The 17,096-nt window shown below is 44.3% G+C and carries 13 protein-coding genes, 1 tRNA gene and 1 pseudogene; 9 read left to right on the plus strand and 6 right to left on the minus strand.

The window, feature by feature from the left end; genetic code table 11:
* Nucleotides 1-154: 154 nt before the first annotated feature.
* Both BLV62_RS26605 and BLV62_RS26610 read left to right on the plus strand, forming a co-directional pair.
* Nucleotides 155-1,477, plus strand: coding sequence for a Gfo/Idh/MocA family protein (locus tag BLV62_RS26605; RefSeq protein ID WP_089765958.1), 1,323 nt, complete (start codon nt 155-157; stop codon nt 1,475-1,477).
* A gap of 27 nt (nt 1,478-1,504) precedes the next feature.
* On the plus strand, nt 1,505-2,230 hold the full coding sequence (locus BLV62_RS26610; RefSeq protein WP_089765960.1) for a 3-keto-disaccharide hydrolase: 726 nt from the start codon (nt 1,505-1,507) through the stop codon (nt 2,228-2,230).
* A gap of 99 nt (nt 2,231-2,329) precedes the next feature.
* On the opposite strand, the gene BLV62_RS26615 is transcribed toward BLV62_RS26610, so the two are convergent.
* Together BLV62_RS26615 and BLV62_RS26620 are read right to left on the minus strand one after the other, a co-directional pair.
* Nucleotides 2,330-2,806: a GNAT family N-acetyltransferase gene (locus tag BLV62_RS26615; RefSeq protein ID WP_089765962.1), complete on the minus strand. Its 477-nt coding sequence runs from the start codon at nt 2,804-2,806 to the stop codon at nt 2,330-2,332.
* A gap of 600 nt (nt 2,807-3,406) precedes the next feature.
* A tRNA-Cys gene (locus BLV62_RS26620) sits at nt 3,407-3,477 on the minus strand.
* 203 nt (nt 3,478-3,680) lie between these two features.
* On the opposite strand from BLV62_RS26620, the gene BLV62_RS26625 reads away from it, so the two are divergent.
* Both BLV62_RS26625 and dapF read left to right on the plus strand, forming a co-directional pair.
* Nucleotides 3,681-4,559, plus strand: a complete 879-nt coding sequence (locus BLV62_RS26625; RefSeq protein ID WP_089765964.1) for a nucleoside phosphorylase — start codon at nt 3,681-3,683, stop codon at nt 4,557-4,559.
* Between the two features lie 30 nt (nt 4,560-4,589).
* Nucleotides 4,590-5,372: a diaminopimelate epimerase gene (gene dapF / locus BLV62_RS26630; protein ID WP_089765966.1), complete on the plus strand. Its 783-nt coding sequence runs from the start codon at nt 4,590-4,592 to the stop codon at nt 5,370-5,372.
* Nucleotides 5,373-5,490: 118 nt separating this feature from the next.
* Here the strand turns inward: dapF and BLV62_RS26635 are convergent, their stop codons facing one another.
* Together BLV62_RS26635 and BLV62_RS26640 are read right to left on the minus strand one after the other, a co-directional pair.
* The gene (locus tag BLV62_RS26635) at nt 5,491-6,609 is read right to left on the minus strand and encodes a glycosyltransferase (RefSeq protein WP_089765968.1); all 1,119 of its coding nucleotides are present in this window, start codon (nt 6,607-6,609) and stop codon (nt 5,491-5,493) included.
* On the minus strand, nt 6,606-8,099 hold the full coding sequence (locus BLV62_RS26640; RefSeq protein ID WP_089765970.1) for an oligosaccharide flippase family protein: 1,494 nt from the start codon (nt 8,097-8,099) through the stop codon (nt 6,606-6,608). Before BLV62_RS26640 ends, BLV62_RS26635 begins: the two co-directional genes overlap by 4 nt.
* A gap of 173 nt (nt 8,100-8,272) precedes the next feature.
* On the opposite strand from BLV62_RS26640, the gene BLV62_RS26645 reads away from it, so the two are divergent.
* From BLV62_RS26645 to BLV62_RS26655, 3 genes are read left to right on the plus strand one after another with little or no spacing between them, the layout of a single operon-like run.
* Nucleotides 8,273-9,061, plus strand: a complete 789-nt coding sequence (locus tag BLV62_RS26645) for a class I SAM-dependent methyltransferase (RefSeq protein WP_089765972.1) — start codon at nt 8,273-8,275, stop codon at nt 9,059-9,061.
* 54 nt (nt 9,062-9,115) lie between these two features.
* Nucleotides 9,116-10,054 (plus strand): magnesium transporter CorA family protein, encoded by a 939-nt coding sequence (locus BLV62_RS26650; RefSeq protein WP_089765973.1) that lies wholly within the window; start codon nt 9,116-9,118, stop codon nt 10,052-10,054.
* A gap of 17 nt (nt 10,055-10,071) precedes the next feature.
* On the plus strand, nt 10,072-10,527 hold the full coding sequence (locus BLV62_RS26655) for an NUDIX domain-containing protein (protein WP_089765976.1): 456 nt from the start codon (nt 10,072-10,074) through the stop codon (nt 10,525-10,527).
* Here BLV62_RS26655 and BLV62_RS26660 read toward each other — a convergent pair.
* Complete coding sequence (locus tag BLV62_RS26660) at nt 10,524-11,186, minus strand: queuosine precursor transporter (RefSeq protein WP_225889719.1); 663 nt, start codon at nt 11,184-11,186, stop codon at nt 10,524-10,526. The genes BLV62_RS26655 and BLV62_RS26660 overlap by 4 nt on opposite strands.
* Nucleotides 11,187-11,640: 454 nt before the next feature.
* On the opposite strand from BLV62_RS26660, the gene BLV62_RS26670 reads away from it, so the two are divergent.
* A complete protein-coding gene (locus BLV62_RS26670; RefSeq protein ID WP_089765981.1) occupies nt 11,641-14,142 on the plus strand; it encodes a YfhO family protein in 2,502 nt (833 codons plus the stop codon).
* Between the two features lie 570 nt (nt 14,143-14,712).
* Here BLV62_RS26670 and BLV62_RS26680 read toward each other — a convergent pair.
* Nucleotides 14,713-15,826 (minus strand): annotated as a pseudogene (locus BLV62_RS26680) (IS3 family transposase).
* A gap of 246 nt (nt 15,827-16,072) precedes the next feature.
* Here BLV62_RS26680 and BLV62_RS26690 point away from each other — a divergent pair.
* Nucleotides 16,073-16,966: a hypothetical protein gene (locus BLV62_RS26690; RefSeq protein ID WP_089765987.1), complete on the plus strand. Its 894-nt coding sequence runs from the start codon at nt 16,073-16,075 to the stop codon at nt 16,964-16,966.
* The last annotated feature ends 130 nt before the right edge of the window (nt 16,967-17,096 follow it).

Genomic DNA, 17,096 nt, shown 5'->3' on the forward strand with positions numbered 1-17,096 from the left:
GTTGACGATTATGTTATAGCACAATCGTCAACTCCTTTGCTTTCTTATTTTTCTTAAAAAAATATCTTATGCCTCTTTGCCTCTTTTGCGTCTTTGCGTGCAACATTGCAAGGGAAGATATTTTTTTATATTTTGTACCCTAAAATTCCACAAAATGGACAACTCACGCAGAAACTTCCTTAAATCAGCGTCTACGCTGATGGCAGGGGCCGGACTTGTATCCGCACTTCCTGGTTCCTTACAAGCATTACCTCTTAAATTTGTTTCCCCCAGCGACAGGTTGAATGTTGGTGCTATCGGCATCAATGGTATGGGCTGGGCCGATCTGACTTCCCTGATGAAAGTGCCGGGAGTGCAATGTGTTGCACTCTGCGACGTCGATAAAAATGTGCTCGACAAACGGGTAGCAGAATTGGCGCAGAAGGGCATTAAAGTAAAAGCGTATAGCGATTACCGTAGATTACTGGAAGACAAAGATATTGATGCGGTAGTGATTGGGACTCCTGACCACTGGCATTGCCTGCAAATGACAGATGCCTGCTCGGCCGGCAAAGATGTGTATGTAGAAAAGCCGATGGGTAATTCGATCATTGAATGTCGCACCATGGTTGCCGCGCAAAAGAAATATGGCCGGGTAGTCCAGGTGGGTCAATGGCAACGCAGTCAGAAACACTTCCGCGATGCTATCGAATTCGTACATTCAGGCAAGTTAGGACAGATACGCCTTGTGAAAGCATGGGCTTACATGGGCTGGATGAATTCTGTACCGGTAAAACCTGACACCGCACCGCCTCCGGGAGTAGATTACAAATCCTGGTTAGGCCCTGCTACCAATCGTCCGTTCAATGAAAACCGTTTCCATTTCAGCTTCCGTTGGTTCTGGGATTATGCAGGCGGCTTAATGACCGACTGGGGTGTACACCTGTTGGATTATGCGTTGCTTGGCATGAAATCTACCGCGCCAAGATCCGTAATGGCAGCCGGCGGAAAGTTTGCTTACCCTAACGACGCCGCAGAAACACCGGATACCTTAACCACCGTTTATGAATTTGATGGCTACAATATTCAATGGGAACAGGCCGTAGGTATATCGGGCGGCAACTATGGAAGAGACCACGGCATTGCCTTTATCGGCAACAATGGTACCCTGGTGCTGGATCGTGGCGGTTGGGAAGTGATCCCTGAGAAAGGAAGAATGGAAGCAGTAGAACGCCAGAAATCGGTCGACAACGGGCTTGACATGCATACCATTAACTTTGCCGAAGCTATCAAATCGCGCGACTTCAGCAGCATACACGCACCGGTAGAAGTAGGCGCCCTGGTAGCTATTACCAGCCAGATGGGTAACATTGCCTACCGCACAGGCAAAAAAGTTTATTGGGATGAGAAGGCAGGCAAATTTACAGACAGCGATGCCAACAAGTTGCTCGCCGCCCAATATCATAATGGTTACAAACTGCCTATTATCAACGCATAATTGACTGTATAAAGAAAAGAATAGAACATGCGTAAGCTACTACTATCAGCCTGCACATTGCTAACGCTGGCTGCAACCGCACAAAACAAACCGGAAGACACAGAAGTATGGGAACCGGTGCCAAAGGTGATCACCCCCGGTACCCTCACCCTGACGCCGCCCTCTGATGCCATTGTATTGTTCGATGGAAAGAATCTCAATGGCTGGACAGCCGAAAACGGCGAACCGGCTAAATGGGAAGTTAAAAACGAGGTATTGACGGTGAAACCCGGCGGCGGTATTATCAAAACCAAACAACAGTTCGAAGATTTCCAGCTGCATATCGAATGGCGTACGCCTGCCGAAGTAAAGGGCGACGGACAAGGCCGCGGCAATAGCGGCATCTTCATGCAGGAACTGTATGAACTGCAGGTTTTGGATAACTATAATAACAGGACCTACTCCAATGGCCAGGCAGGAAGTTTTTACAAACAACGGATCCCGTTGGTGAATGCCTGCAAGAAGCCGGGCGAGTGGCAAACTTATGATGTGATCTGGACGGCGCCAAGGTTCAATAACGATGGATCTTTGAAATCGCCGGCCCGTGCAACTGTTTTACAGAACGGGGTATTGGTTCAGAACAATGTAGAGCTGGACGGCCCTACAATGTATATTGGCAAGCCATCATACAAAAAACATGGCGCAGGATCTATCGTGTTACAGGACCATGGCAACCCTGTAAGCTTCAGAAATATCTGGATCAGGCAACTATAACAGGAGATCACCCGATTTGTGGATTTTGGAAAAATGGGGTTGTGGAATATTATTGCTGCAATTCCAGGTACCAAAATCCGCAAACCCCGGTGGTGCCGGTCACTTCTCTATATTTAATGATAGGTATACAGCATCGCTGATCGGATTATCATAATACGCGGCAATTGGCTGGAAGCCCAGAGAAGTGTACAGTTCAATAGCGGGTTTCATGTGGGCGAGTGTGTCTAGTATGATTCGCTTATAGCCTAATTTCCTGCTTTCTATAATAGCGGTATTAGCTAATGCTTTACCTACTCCATGGCCTTTAAACTGATCCTTCACAAATAAACGCTTCATCTCAGCGGTTGTGTTATCAAATGGCCTGATAGCTACACAGCCGGCAATCTGCCCATCTACTGTCGCTAAAAACAATGCCCCGGTTGGCGGCACATAAACTCCGGGTAAATTTGCCAGTTCCTCTTCAAATTGTTGAAAACTAAGATCAACACTTAACCAGTTGGCATATTCACGGAAAAGCAACTTCACCTGTTCCAGGTGTTGGTCGTCTTCGGCGGTTATCTTAATTATCTCTGTCATAACCCCTCCTTTTTTGATGTATATAAAACGCAAAGAGCCTTCCGTATTCAGAAGGCTCTTTGCTTGCATTATGTTGGGCGACTTGTCGCTTGATATCTTATGATTAGTTATTGTATTCGATAGATCATGGATAAAACTTCATGCTTGCTTCTTCCCTCCAGTCTTATACGGGGTATGCAATATAAGGTATTCTGGTAATATTTTCATCAACTCAGCCATTTTTCTTTTTACTGCCGGTTATGCATGACCTTACTGGTACTGGCAGCACAGTTAGTTGCTATGCAGCGTTAACGGTCCCTTGGGTAACGTAATACCCGGGCTGGTATAAATCCATAAGTTTTGTACTTCCGTATATACTATTGATTCATTTTACCTTAATTGGTTAAGACGCAAAATGTGAATCCACATTTCTGTACTTAACTAATAAATTTTGGGTTATCAGACGAACGGGGTATCAACCCCGTTTATTTTTTGCCCTAAAATGACGATCTTTTTTTGCGTTGCCGGGTTGTGAAGAAATTATTGCAGGAAAACAAAGAAAGGCAACTTGCTAAAAACAGAAAAGTCGCTGTACCAGCGACTTTTTCTACCATTTTTTCGAGGTTCCGAGCGGATTCGAACCGCTGTACGAGGTTTTGCAGACCTCTGCCTAGCCACTCGGCCACGAAACCATTTTTTTATTCTTAACACCGGCTCAATTGCCCCACTGGCCTGTGTCTCCTTCGTTTGTGGGATTGCAAAAGTAGTAATTTTCTCATTACCACCAAATATTATTTAAAAAATATCTAAAAAAATATTTTGATAATAGGGCAGAACGTAGGAATATTGAAACCTGAAAGCGAAAAAGTGATTAGTGAATTTAAACAAATATGCCATGGAAAATCGAATTGCCGAATCAGAATTGATCATCAATAACAGAGGTGCAGTCTATCACCTGGATGTCAGACCCGATGAAATCGCTTCAACAATCATTACCGTTGGAGACCCCGACCGAGTAGGTGCAGTAAGTAAGCACTTCGATAAAATAGAAGGTAAATTCCAACACCGCGAATTTGTAACTCACACAGGTTATATTGGCAATAAAAGACTCTCTGTCGTATCTACCGGTATAGGTACCGACAACATCGATATTGTGCTGAATGAACTGGATGCATTAGTGAATATAGACTTCCAGACAAGACTGGTGAAACCATCGCTCACCTCCCTGCAAATCATCAGGCTCGGAACTTCCGGCGCTTTACAGGAAGATATTCCTGTCGACAGCTTCGTAGTATCTTCCCATGGCCTGGGTTTAGATAACCTGATGGCCTATTATGAATTTGACTCCACTCCTGCCGAACGCAGCCTGCTGGAGGCCTTCCGCGGACAGATCCCCTTGAAGCACGGAGGCGCATCACCTGTTATTTTTTCAGCTTCCACTCAATTGAGCGAACTGTTTAAAGACGGTTTTCATACAGGCATTACCGTTACCTGCCCGGGATTTTATGCTCCGCAGGGCCGCATGCTAAGAGGACCATTGTCGAACCCCGGATTGATAGATAATCTTACAAAATTCAATTACGAGTCTCAACGCATCACCAACTTCGAAATGGAAACATCCGCCATCTACGGCCTTGGCAGGGTACTGGGACACGAATGCCTTTCCATCAGCGCTATCGTGGCCAATCGAATCCGCAAAGAGTTCAGTAAAGACGGAGGCGCCGCAGTTGCCGCGTTGATCGAAAAAGGATTGTCTGTTATCGCTACGCTATAAGAATATCCTTTTATCATTTATCTTTACAGCATGAATAATATCCACTTCTATAAATACCAGGGAACCGGCAATGATTTCATTATCATGGACAACCGGAATGGCGAATACGACTGGCTCACAGAAGAACAGGTGAATGAACTCTGCGACCGCCGTTTCGGGATAGGCGCAGATGGCCTGATGCTGCTGAATAAAAGCGAAGACTATGATTTTGCCATGAAATACTACAACGCCGATGGCCGCGAAGGTACCATGTGCGGCAACGGCGGCAGATGCCTTGTTGCATTCGCTCATAAAATGGGCGTTGGCGACGGCAATTTCTATTTCATCGCGGTTGACGGCGAACATGCCGCAACCATCGACGGCGACAGCTGGGTTAACCTGAAAATGAAGGATGTGGACACAGTAGAACACGGTCCCCTGTACTATTACCTGAATACCGGCTCTCCTCATTTTGTAAAATATGTGGAAGACGTACAGGCGGTAGATGTATTTAACGAAGGCCGCGGCATCCGGTACAACGACCGCTTCGCAGCAGAAGGCACCAATGTTAACTTCGTACAAAAATTCGAAGATGGCATCTTTGTTCGCACTTATGAAAGAGGCGTGGAAGATGAAACCTATTCCTGCGGTACCGGCGTTACCGCCGCTGCGCTGACATTCGCCGGCAAAGAAGAAAAAACATATACCGTACCGGTACAAACACTGGGCGGCCAACTGGAAGTAAAATTCACCAAAACCGGCGAACGCACTTTTGAAAACATCTGGCTATGCGGCCCCGCTACGCTGGTATTTGAAGGTAATATCAGTAAATAAACAGGCAGGCGTTCTGTTGAAATGTGATGGGTCTAACGATCCATCACATTTTTATTTTGGAATCAATCGTTAATGGCCGGTGGGAGGTAAAACAGGAAAAGCAATAAGGCTCCGAAAGTTATACCTTTATAAACTCTTCCAGCTTCTTCATCTGACTCTTAAAATCATACGCCTCCGCCATCCACTTGCGCGAGGCTTCTCCCATTCGCCGGCAGGTTGCGGGATCTTTCAGCAATTCAATAATCTTCTCAGCCATTCCCTTATAATCTCCTTCTGCTACCAGCCAGCCGGTCTGGCCATTGATCACTGCATCTTTAATCCCTGCATGACGGGTACTTACCACCGGCAAGCCGCAGGCGCAGGCTTCCAGTATGCTTACCGGCGTTCCCTCAGAATCGCCGCTGGCGGGCCGTAATGAGTGTTGTACATATATTCTTGCCTGGTGCAGTAATGTAACGATCTGCTCAGATGTTTGCACTCCTGTAAACGTAATATCATCAGAAAGATGCAAGGAAGCCGCCAGGGTTTTCGCTTCCTCAAACAACTCTCCCTCGCCTACCATTACCAGCCTGGCATCCGGCACCGCATCTTTCACTATTCTGAACGCTTTGATCAGCAGATCAGGCGCTTTTTTAGGAGTAAAACGACCTATGTTGACCAGTAAAGGCCCGTTGGCGGCCGGATCTGTGCTGGTGAATTTTTCCTGATTAATACCATAAGGAATAAAAACCACCTTACCGGGTGCGGCGCCTAATTTTATCAACTCTTCCCTCATCTCTGTCGATACCGCTACTATCCGTTCTGCAACGCTAAACATGTTTTTATATGCATGCTGATATTTAGCAATGGTACCAAAAGCGTAGGCGTCAAAACCATGAAAATGAACAATGAGCCTTACTCCTGCTTTCTGGCATGCATCAACAACCGATACTCCAACCGGTCCGTAATTCGCAAGCAGTATTCCGACTTTGTGCTTAACCAAATAAGCAGCAAGCGAATTGGTATATGAGATGTGAAATAATCTGGGAAAAATCCGCCTCACTATTCCCCTTATTAATGTTACATTGAAAGGAAAAGACAGCTTCCAATCGCCAGCCTTTGATTTAACTGGATAATTACCGTGATATATTAAAAAATCAGGCTGCAGATAATTTATCTGGTCTCGAATAAAAGTTTCTGAATATGCCGCCAGGTTGGGACTAGCAATACAAAGCCGGTTTTTCATCGAAAATGTCATTTTTTGAGAATAATATTTTTAGCCTTGTTGAGAATGCTCAAAGAAGTATAATAAACATCGTCAGACACCCTGAACAACATTATTCCGCTTGCATACAGCACCGTAAAGCAACTGCCCTTAACAAAAATGCTCACGAAAACATTGTTTATCTCCGGCAACAGGCGGCAAAGGAAGTAAGCGGCTAACCCTATCAGTATCGCTTTCAGTGTGTTAAACGAAAATGGCTGCAGGCCAAAACGTTTCCAGATAAATATATACCTGATGGTATTAAAGGTGAACATGGAGATCAGGTTGGAATAACCGGAACCTACAGCGCCGTATTCCCTGATCAGGAAATAGTTCAGGGGGATAGACATGCATACCAGTACCATGGCGCTGGTCAACTCGAAACGCCATAAACGGGAAGTGGACAACAACTGCTGGTTTGCCCCGGTTCCCATATCTATTACTTTGGCAATACCAAGGTATAACACCACGTATTTGGCGCTGGCATAAGCCGGCGGCATGAAATGGTAGATATTATCGATATTCAGCCAGATCACCAGCAGGATAAAGAGGCCTACTATCAGTTGCAGAATAGATGACTTTTTGTATATCTCATCAATCTTCTCCATATTCTTATCTTTCCAGGCCTGCGCCATCACCGGCGTAGCTATGGAGGCGATACTGCGCTGCGGCACCTGGATCATCATTCCCATATAAGTGGCTATCATAAGGTAACCTGCCTGGTCCAGCCCTTTTAAACTGGAAATGAAAATACCGTCGATATTATTGGCAACAATGATAAACACTGAGGCAAACATGATGGAGAGCGAGAAAGTAGCCATTCTTTTTCCGAACCTGCGGGTAACGCTGCTGATGCTGAAATTCAGGAAGAAAAGATGCTTACGTTGCAGGTAAATGATCAGGGCAATCACCCCTGCGATGTACAGTAAGCTGAATGCCCACATGAAAACGTCGAAACTGATCCATTTCAGGATATAAAGTACCAGCAGTACGCTGGTCATTATACGTATGCCCAGTTCCTTAATTGAGTTGGAAACCACAGATTGATGCCTGGACCAGCTATAGTTTTCAAAAACGGCATACATGACCATCCCGAAAACATAGGGGTACAGCAGGTAAAAGTAATCTATAAACAGCTTCGATTTTTCTATATAGGCTTTAATGATAAGGCCTTTGAATATAAAGGTGCCGGCTACAAACAGCAGGAACCCTATCACGCTTATTAAAAATACCCAGGCCAGCAGATCATTCTTTTTTTCCGGCAGATGACCGGCATAATAGGGAAAGAACTTGTTTAGCATAGGACCAGTGCTGAAAGTACAGAAGGGCACCATAATTACGCCAATATCGCCCAGCATCCTGGTCAGACCAAACTGATCACCCGAAAAAAAATGGGGAAACACAAACATATTGACTGCCCCAATTGCAAAGCCTAAATAAATCAGGATGGATGACCTAATGCTTTGATACTTTACTACTCCCATTTATATATAAAAATATTTATTTATGTGCAGGAACCCAGACTCGCAGCCGGCACATTCAACTAATCAGCAATATTAATACTATTCGTGGGATTAATGCAAGCAGGGGGCATAAAAGGCTTGTTTTTCAAAGTAAAATAGTAGAACTTCGCAGCTTTACCTATAGAGAATCTACAATGTCGATAAATACTCCAAGCTACCAGGAAGTAAAAGCCTACTACGACGAACACACCACAGAAAAGCTCCATAAATATATCTATGGCAGCCGGAGGATTGATATGGCCTGGGAAACGCTGATCAGCTTAGCGTCTGCCCCTAAAAACATCCTCGAGATCGGGTGCGGCCTGGGCGACATTTCGTACGAGATGCACCGTTATTGGCCGGAAGCAAAAGTTACAGGCCTGGACATCAGCGAAAAATCCATCGAAGTGGCTACCCGCCTTTTCGGGAACGAGCGTGTAAAATACGTTTGCGGCATACTCGACGACAGCATCTTTAGCGGGGAGCAGTTCGACCTTATCGTAATGATGGATGTATATGAACACATTGCAGATGAAATAAAACCCTCTTTCAATAAGGCAGTTGGCCGCCTGTTAAGTAACGACGGCGCTGTCTTCATTTCCTATCCCACCCCAAGGTTGCAGGCCTACCTGAAAGCGCATCACCCCGAACAAGTACAGCCGGTGGATGAGGATATAACCATCCAGACCATCGCTGCACTGGCCGCAGCTACCGGCACTGAAGTGATACTGCAGAAGGATGGCGCTGTATGGAGCCAGGGCGATTATGCATATACGTTCCTCCGCAAGCCGCAGCCTAACTGGAACAATGCAGCGCCGGTCATCTCGGCGGGGATGCGGATCAAAAGAGGCTTTAAGAAATTATTACGTAATAATAATTTCTTCTCCATCCGGAAAAGCAGGATTAATTTTGTCAAATCCAAACTGGGCGATATCAAAATATAATATTTCCGCCATGTTTGCAGGAAGGCAGTAAACGACTTTAACACATCAGCTTCGATGATCCAATATTTCACTAATATAGACGGCAAAACAGTGGAGATCAGCCAGCCGGAAAGCGGCGCATGGGTAAACATTACCCCTCCCCTGAAACAAGCCGAATTCGAACACTTATCTGAAGAATTGGATATCCCGTTAGACTTCCTCACCGACTCGCTGGATATCGACGAGAAATCCCGCTATGAGCTGGAAGACAACGTAAAGCTCATCGTATTAAAGACCCCTACGGAAAATAACTCCATCAACGAAAGCGAATCTTACTACATTACCATACCCATCGTGATCATCTTAACCCACCACCAGATCATCACGGTGAACTCATTCGACAATACCGCTATCAAAAAGTTCCTGAACACCTTCCACAACCGCTCTCCTGAAAAGCGCAATATGATGGTGTTGAAGATCTTTGAAAAAGTGGTTATCAATTTCCTCGACTACCTGAAGGAGATCAACCAGCGCAGGAATATGCTGGAAGCCAAATTATACGATTCCAACAGGAACGAAGAACTGCTGGGTATCATGCGTATCCAGAAAAGCCTCGTTTACTTTGTAACAGCTCTCAGAAGTAATGAATTATTATTAATGAAGCTGGAACGCACCAACTTCCTGGGATTGAACGAAGATGAGAAAGAATTCCTCCAGGATCTTATAGTAGATACCTCGCAGGCCCTTGAAATGGCCAACGTATATACGAACATCCTCAGCAGTACTATGGATGCTTTTGCCAGCATCATTTCCAACAACCTGAACGTGGTCATGAAAAGGCTGACATCCATCACCATCGTACTCACTTTCCCGATGCTGGTTGCCAGCATTTATGGTATGAACGTAGACATTCCCTACCAGCATACCGTACATGCCTTCTACATCCCTATCATCCTTTCCATTGCCATTTCTGTAATTATCAGCTGGTATTTTATGAAGAAGAAATGGTTCTGAGCTAACTTAATTTTGATATGAAAACAGGTTTCAACGTAAGAGTATACGGTATAATGATCAATGAACAGCGGCAGGTGCTGGTAAGCGATGAATATATCAGGGGAGGATATTATACCAAGTTTCCCGGCGGCGGACTGGAGTTCGGCGAAGGCACCCTGGAATGTATTGTAAGGGAATGGCAGGAAGAACTGGGCCAGGATGTAAAAGTGGTAGAACATATTTACACCACTGACTTCTTCCAGATATCAGCTTTCGATAATGAAACCCAGATCATTTCCATCTATTACCTCGTAACGCCTTTATCGCCCTTTGTGGCGCCGGTGATCAGCAAGCCTTTCGATTTTACTGTTCCGGAAGGGATCAGTGAAATGGAGAGGGCAAGATGGATCGACTGGGAAGACTTTTCCTCAGCCGCCGTAACATTGCCTATCGACAAAGTAGTAGCCGATCTTGTAAAACAACGCTATGCCTAGCTTTGCATAGCTGCTGCCTTCATTTTTGCCGCAGTTTCATGCCCCAGGAACTTTTCTATCCTATGTTCCATAAAATAGATCAACGGGGTAAGCGCTACAGCCACTACAAACTTATAGCTGTAGTTCACCAGGCAGATAGCCAGCACCCGCTGCCAGCTCCAGCCGTTACCGATCTTAAAGGCAATATATAACACGATAAAACTATCGACCAGCTGTGAAACCAGCGTAGAACCGGTAGCCCTTAACCACACATGTTTTTCTCCCGTGTGGCGTTTGATGCGGTGAAATACCGTAACATCCACGATCTGGCTTACCAGGAAAGCGGTAAGACTGGCAAAGATGATCCACATCCCCTGGCCGAAGATCCCTGTAAAGGCCGCCTGCATATCAGGTATCCCCTGGTCTGAACGGCTGCCCAGCCACCAGCTGTCGGCCGGTACGCTCATCGCCACCCAAAAGGCCACGAACGCATAAGAGATCATCCCCACCGCAATATAAGAAATGCGGCGTACGGCTTTAGGACCGAAATATTCATTCACAATATCCGTCATCACAAATTCAAGCGGCCATAATAATACGCCCGCCGTTAGCGTGTACGACAAGCCGCTTTGCCCGAAAAGGGTAAAGGTATGCACAGGCAAACCCAGTAATTTTTCCAACGAAAAAAGTTTACCTCCTATACATTCGGCGATGAGGGCGTTTGCAACAAAAAAGGCTGCAAATAGAACAAACAGTTTTGTTGGCTTATCTTTTAGAAGCTGATGGACCATTAATAATTAACTATCAGTTGAACGATCAGAAAAATAATATTCAGCAAATATAGCCAGGGCGGCAATGCCTTCCACTGGATTTTTTTTAACATTAATAAAACACCGGTGACCACGCAGATGAGGCCATTCAGTGGAAACGCAATACCTATACCCAATACCAGCACATGATTGATAACCGCATCATAGGTATGATTATAAACAGTATAACGCAGGACTTCACTGATCAGAAAGCATAAATTACAGATAAAAGCCAATTTTAAAAGGAACCGTATCCAGCGCATATTGAAATTTCGGATAAATTACAGTTATTTTTGTTTCTTTAAAACTAAATTCAAAATATCCAATGAAGCAAAACTGGCTAAAAGCCATTCTTCCACATCTGGCCGCCATAGGTTTATTCCTCTTACTGGCATTTGTGTACTGCTCCCCTGTTCTCGAGGGCAAGGTAGTAAACCAGGGCGACATGAAGAATGTTCAGGGAATGGCAAAAGAGGCAAAAGACTATTATGAAGCTACAGGCGATCGCCCGTTATGGACCAACAGCATGTTCTCCGGAATGCCCTCCTATGTTATATATACAGGACCCGGTACGAACAAAATAGCCTACTTCAATAACAACGTCGCCTCTCTGTATACTCCAGCCCCGGTAAACCTGCTGTTCCTGGCTATGCTATGCATGTACATCCTGTTATGCGTACTGGAATTCAAATACTGGATCAGGATATTAGGCGCCATTGCATTTGCTTTCTGCTCTTATAACGTTATTATCATCGATGTTGGTCACATCACCAAAATGTACGACATCGCCCTGATGCCGGCTGTAATGGCAGGCATCATCCTGACCTACAGGGGAAGGCTGCTGCAGGGAATGGCGCTGACAGCCCTGGCTACCGCCATGCTCATCTACAACAACCACCTGCAGATCATCTACTATACCCTTATCATGGTATTGTGCCTGGCTGTAGGCGCAGCTATCCACGCTTACAGAACGCAAACATTACCGCAGTTCTTCAAAGCTTCCGGGTTGCTGGCCATTGCCGGCGTATTGGCTGTACTTACCTCTATGGACAGCCTCCTTATTTTACGCGAGTATACCGACTATACCATGCGCGGCAGTCATTCTGAACTGACGTTGGATAAAGAAGATGTAGCCCAGAAAAAATCCACCGGCCTGGACATCGACTATGCGTTTGACTGGAGCTACGGGAAAGCGGAAACAGGTACTTTCCTTATTCCTGGCTACGTGGGTAACTCCTCCGGTCAGCGTTTGAGCACCAATTCCAACTTCGCCCAACAAATGGTTAGCCTGGGCGTACCTGAAGCGCAGGTAGAACAATACCTGGCTCAACAGAAGCTGCCTTTGTACTACGGCGCACAGGCCAGGGGAACATCCGGCCCTGTATACATCGGCGCTATCATCTGCTTCCTTTTCGTACTCTCATTATTGTTAGTACGCAGCTGGCTCAAATGGTGGCTGCTTGCTGTCAGCGCTATCGGTTTCATCCTGGCATGGGGTAAAAATATGTCGTTCATCAACGACTTTCTTTTCTATCACCTGCCTTTATACAATAAATTCAGGGCGCCGGCCCAGGCGCTGGTAGTACCAAGTTTCGCCTTCGTGGTATTAGCCTGCTACGCCTTGCAGGAAGTTGCAAACGGGCAGCATACCAAAGACGAACTGCTTAAAGCCCTTAAAAAATCATTGTACATCACCGGCGGCATACTCGTTGGTTTTGTTGTGATCGCGAACATGATCGGTTTCTCCGGCGCCAGCGATGCCGGTATGGTTCAATACCTTGGCCAGATGCTGGGAGGAGAAGAAAATGGCCGGCTGCTGGTCCGCGCATTGGAAAAAGACCGCAGCAGCCTGCTGCTGAAAGACAGCTTCCGCTCCGTTATCTTCATCCTGATCGCCGCCGCTGCGATCTGGGCATTCATCCAGGATAAACTGAAATGGACAGGAGCAATCCTTGTACTCACCGCCGCTGTTACCATAGACCTCTTCATGGTAGATAAAAACTACCTGAACAACGAAAGCTTTGTAGACGACATGACCTACATGCAGGAACTACAGCCTACAGCAGCCGATCAGCAGATCAAACAAGACCCTGATCCTTACTACCGCGTACTGAACTTAACTACCGCGCCGTTTGATGACGCCTCCCCTTCTTACTTCCATAAGAACATCGGCGGCTACAGCCCTGCTAAATTGTGGCTTTACCAGGACCTCATCACACACCAGATCTCCAAGAACAATATGAAGGTGATGAACATGCTCAACACCAAGTATTTCATTGTTCCGGATCAGAAAGGACAGCCGGTAGCGCAACGCAACCCTGATGCATACGGCAACGCCTGGTTCGTAAAAGATATCATCTGGGCGCCGGATGCCAACACCGAAATGAAAACGCTCGATTACCTGAACACCCGCGACACCGCGGTGATCGACAAGCGCTTCCAGGCGCAGGTAGGCAACTTCAAACCAGGCGCCGACAGCAGCGCTTATATTAAACTGACCAAATACGGTTTAAATAAACTGGAATATGCCTCCCATAATTCTCAGGAAGGCCTGGGCGTATTCTCTGAGATCTACTACCCTGCCGGTTGGGAAGCAACCATCGACGGCAAGCCAGCGGATATCATCCGCACAGACTATGCGCTTCGTGCCATTAAGATCCCGGCAGGAGACCATAAGATAGAAATGAAATTCGAGCCCAAAACATATTTCAAAGGCTTGAAGATAGCGGGTATTTCCAGCACCTTACTCATCCTCTTAGTGGCGGGCATCCTCATTTACGAGGCGATCCGGGTTTCACGCAGAGATTCTGTGTTTAAAACCAAATAATATTTAACTTAGCAGTCTATAAGGCAACCTAAGTTAGCCTGTTTAGAGAGTTGTACTTGTACAGCTCTCTAATTTTTTATAGTATAGTTCATTACGGCACTTGTGCTTTGAAGAATTTAAATTTTTTAGAAGAACCCTAAGCTGCGAGATAAATACAGTATATTTTATAATAATAGCAGATATATTTGAACTATTACAAATAATGTATTATTTTAAAAGAAAAAGATATGGAAGATAATAGTCAAAAAATACTAGAGGAGCTTAGTAAGGTGAAGGAAGAATTGAACAGAAAAATTGATTCTTCGAATAAACGGTTAGAAAGATTATTTATTACGTATATCATTTCTTTCGGAGTTATTTTATATTGTTTACTCCGGAAGTAAAAATATTTTAATGAGGTCACTTCTTGCTGCTTAAGAGCGGCCACAATTTGAGTTTCTGTAAACTTTTTCTGTTTCATGTCAAGATTAAAGTTAATAATTCATTCAATTCATAACTCTAATTCTTGTGGCTGAAGTTCCGGGAAGCATACAAAATTGTAAGCTTCCCCTAAAACTAAGCCAGTCAGGATTAGAGCTTCTCATGCAATAGACCTTGATAAAAACGCTCGGCGTATTTGCCAGGAGATAGATACCCAAGGGCTTTATGCGGTCTTTCAGTATTGTAGTCTATTCTCCATTCTTCCGCCATAAGCCGAACTTCTGCAAGACTGTTGAATAGATAGGCATTTAACAGCCCCCTGCGGAGCGTTCCGTTTTTTCGCTCTATAAACGCATTCTGTGTTGGTTTCCCAGGCTGGATATAAGCCAACTTGATTTCTCTGCTTTCACACCATTGCTGGAGCTTGTGGCTTATAAACTCGGGACCGTTATCAGTCCGGATACAACGTGGCTGCCCGCGGCCCTCTATGATCCTTTCTAATACCCTGATTACCCGCAAAGATGGCAATGATGTATCTACTTCAATCGCTAATGATTCCCGATTAAAGTCATCTATTACATTTAACAGCCGGAACTTCCTGCCATCCACCAATGCGTCACACATGAAATCAATACTCCAGACCTCGTTGGGTGTTTCAGGTATCAGCAATGCCTCTTTGATCCGTGAAGGGAGACGACGCTTAACCCGTCGACGAATATTCAGTTTCAGGTCGGTATACACGCGATAGACTTTTTTATGATTCCACGCATATCCTTTGTTTCTTAACCGATAATAGGACTGCCAGAAGCCAATATCCACATGTTTTTCAACCAAAGCTGATAAAGCATCCTGAATCGCAGTATCATTCCTGCGGATGGCTCTGTATTCGTACGTACTACGCGGGATAGCTGCTATTTTACACGCCTTGCGGATACTCAGTTGTTCTTCCTTTACTAGGCATTCAACTGCATCCCGTTTTTCCTGGGGCGTTACAACTTTTTTTCGATAAGATTCTTCATGGCCCGGTTTTCTATGCATAACTCTGCGTACATTTTCTTCAGCTCTGCATGTTCAGCTTCAAGGTCCTTAAGACGTTTTACGTCACTGGCCTCCATGCCTCCATGCCTCCATACTTTGCTTTCCAGTTGTAGAAGGTTGCTTCACTTATACCCAGGTCGCGGGCAATGTCTTTAACGGTGATACCGCCTTCCTGTTGCTTCAGGGCGGATACGATTTGGCTTTCTGTGAAATTTTTTCTTTTCATGGTCAAGATTAAAGTTAATGAATCAATTCATAACTCTAATTCTTATGGCCGAAGTTCGGGGAAGTCTACATCATCCTTAATACAGTTTGCGATTTTTATATACAGCCAACATTATAATAAACAGATTATGGAGTTCAATATGCATGAAAATAAAACAACTGTCAATGAAAATGGGTTCGGAAATGATTGGATTTATAAAAACTTCAATGTCACTGAACCATTCTTTTTAAAATAAAAAATAGTTGCATGAATACTTTCACTGAAAAATGGTTAAACATATCAATATATTATAGTCAGGAAAAATGGCCCCAACTATTTAAACGTTGTCTAAATCCGCTATTAAATGAGCTTAAACAAAAGGATAATAATATTATAAAATCGATATTATTGTTTTGTAGCACGGATAAAGGTGATAATATTCAGTTCTTTGTTCAAATAGCGTCCTCATATGCTGATGAACACATAAATTTCGTAATGAAGGGTTTAAAAACCTATATAGCTGAAAATCCATCAGTTAGAAAAGCTAGTCCACGCCCTACTCAACAATTCTTCATGGATTATCCGAACAATTCAATTGTAGATAATATCAGCCGACCCGATCTTGCCGAAGTATGGAAAAACGATTATTTAGATGTACAATCATTTATCTCTGAACTCTTAGCAAAAGAATTTGAAGATGACCAAATCGATGAAGAGGCCGGTTTTTCGTTTGCCTTATATTTGGTATTCGTCCTGTTTAAAGTTAAACTTACGGGAAACAAAGAAGAAATATCTACTACAATAACTTGCTTTTTAGAAACAAAAGAGGTTGACTACAAAGAAAAATACTTTTTTAAGGATACAGAAATAAAAAAAATAACTGGATTGGTACAAGCAGTGTACCAAAAAAACACTTCAGTAATTGATGAAATCTACCTCGATGTATGGAAAGAATCGAGTACCCTACTATGGATAGCTGATTGGAAAGAACTTTTATACAAATATTTTAACAACGTATCTCTAATTAATGCTTATAATATCATTCTTCCACTGTTACAATATCACTTAAATCTACATGATATAAATAGTAAATCTATCGCAAATTGGATTACTGCCACAATCACAAATCATTTGAATGAAGGGCGAACTAACTCGCAGTAAAAATTCGTTAAAATCCGGGGTTAGCTCCTTATGCATCTCCTATGTTTGTACAGGTATTAAAGACTGTTGTCAAAGCTTATAAAGTACTAGTTTTGAACTAAATAAAATAAAAAGGTGAGAGTACATTATG

The sequence above is a fragment of the Chitinophaga terrae (ex Kim and Jung 2007) genome (assembly GCF_900107795.1).
Classification (GTDB): Bacteria; Bacteroidota; Bacteroidia; order Chitinophagales; family Chitinophagaceae; genus Chitinophaga; species Chitinophaga terrae.

Bases quoted from the DNA above. Each gene is read 5' to 3' on its own strand.
- BLV62_RS26605 (WP_089765958.1), top strand. From the start codon at position 155: ATGGACAACTCACGCAGAAACTTCCTTAAATCAGCGTCTACGCTGATG.
- BLV62_RS26610 (WP_089765960.1), top strand. From the start codon at position 1,505: ATGCGTAAGCTACTACTATCAGCCTGCACATTGCTAACGCTGGCTGCA.
- BLV62_RS26615 (WP_089765962.1), bottom strand. From the start codon at position 2,806: ATGACAGAGATAATTAAGATAACCGCCGAAGACGACCAACACCTGGAA.
- BLV62_RS26625 (WP_089765964.1), top strand. From the start codon at position 3,681: ATGGAAAATCGAATTGCCGAATCAGAATTGATCATCAATAACAGAGGT.
- dapF (WP_089765966.1), top strand. From the start codon at position 4,590: ATGAATAATATCCACTTCTATAAATACCAGGGAACCGGCAATGATTTC.
- BLV62_RS26635 (WP_089765968.1), bottom strand. From the start codon at position 6,609: ATGACATTTTCGATGAAAAACCGGCTTTGTATTGCTAGTCCCAACCTG.
- BLV62_RS26640 (WP_089765970.1), bottom strand. From the start codon at position 8,099: ATGGGAGTAGTAAAGTATCAAAGCATTAGGTCATCCATCCTGATTTAT.
- BLV62_RS26645 (WP_089765972.1), top strand. From the start codon at position 8,273: ATGTCGATAAATACTCCAAGCTACCAGGAAGTAAAAGCCTACTACGAC.
- BLV62_RS26650 (WP_089765973.1), top strand. From the start codon at position 9,116: ATGATCCAATATTTCACTAATATAGACGGCAAAACAGTGGAGATCAGC.
- BLV62_RS26655 (WP_089765976.1), top strand. From the start codon at position 10,072: ATGAAAACAGGTTTCAACGTAAGAGTATACGGTATAATGATCAATGAA.
- BLV62_RS26670 (WP_089765981.1), top strand. From the start codon at position 11,641: ATGAAGCAAAACTGGCTAAAAGCCATTCTTCCACATCTGGCCGCCATA.
- BLV62_RS26690 (WP_089765987.1), top strand. From the start codon at position 16,073: ATGAATACTTTCACTGAAAAATGGTTAAACATATCAATATATTATAGT.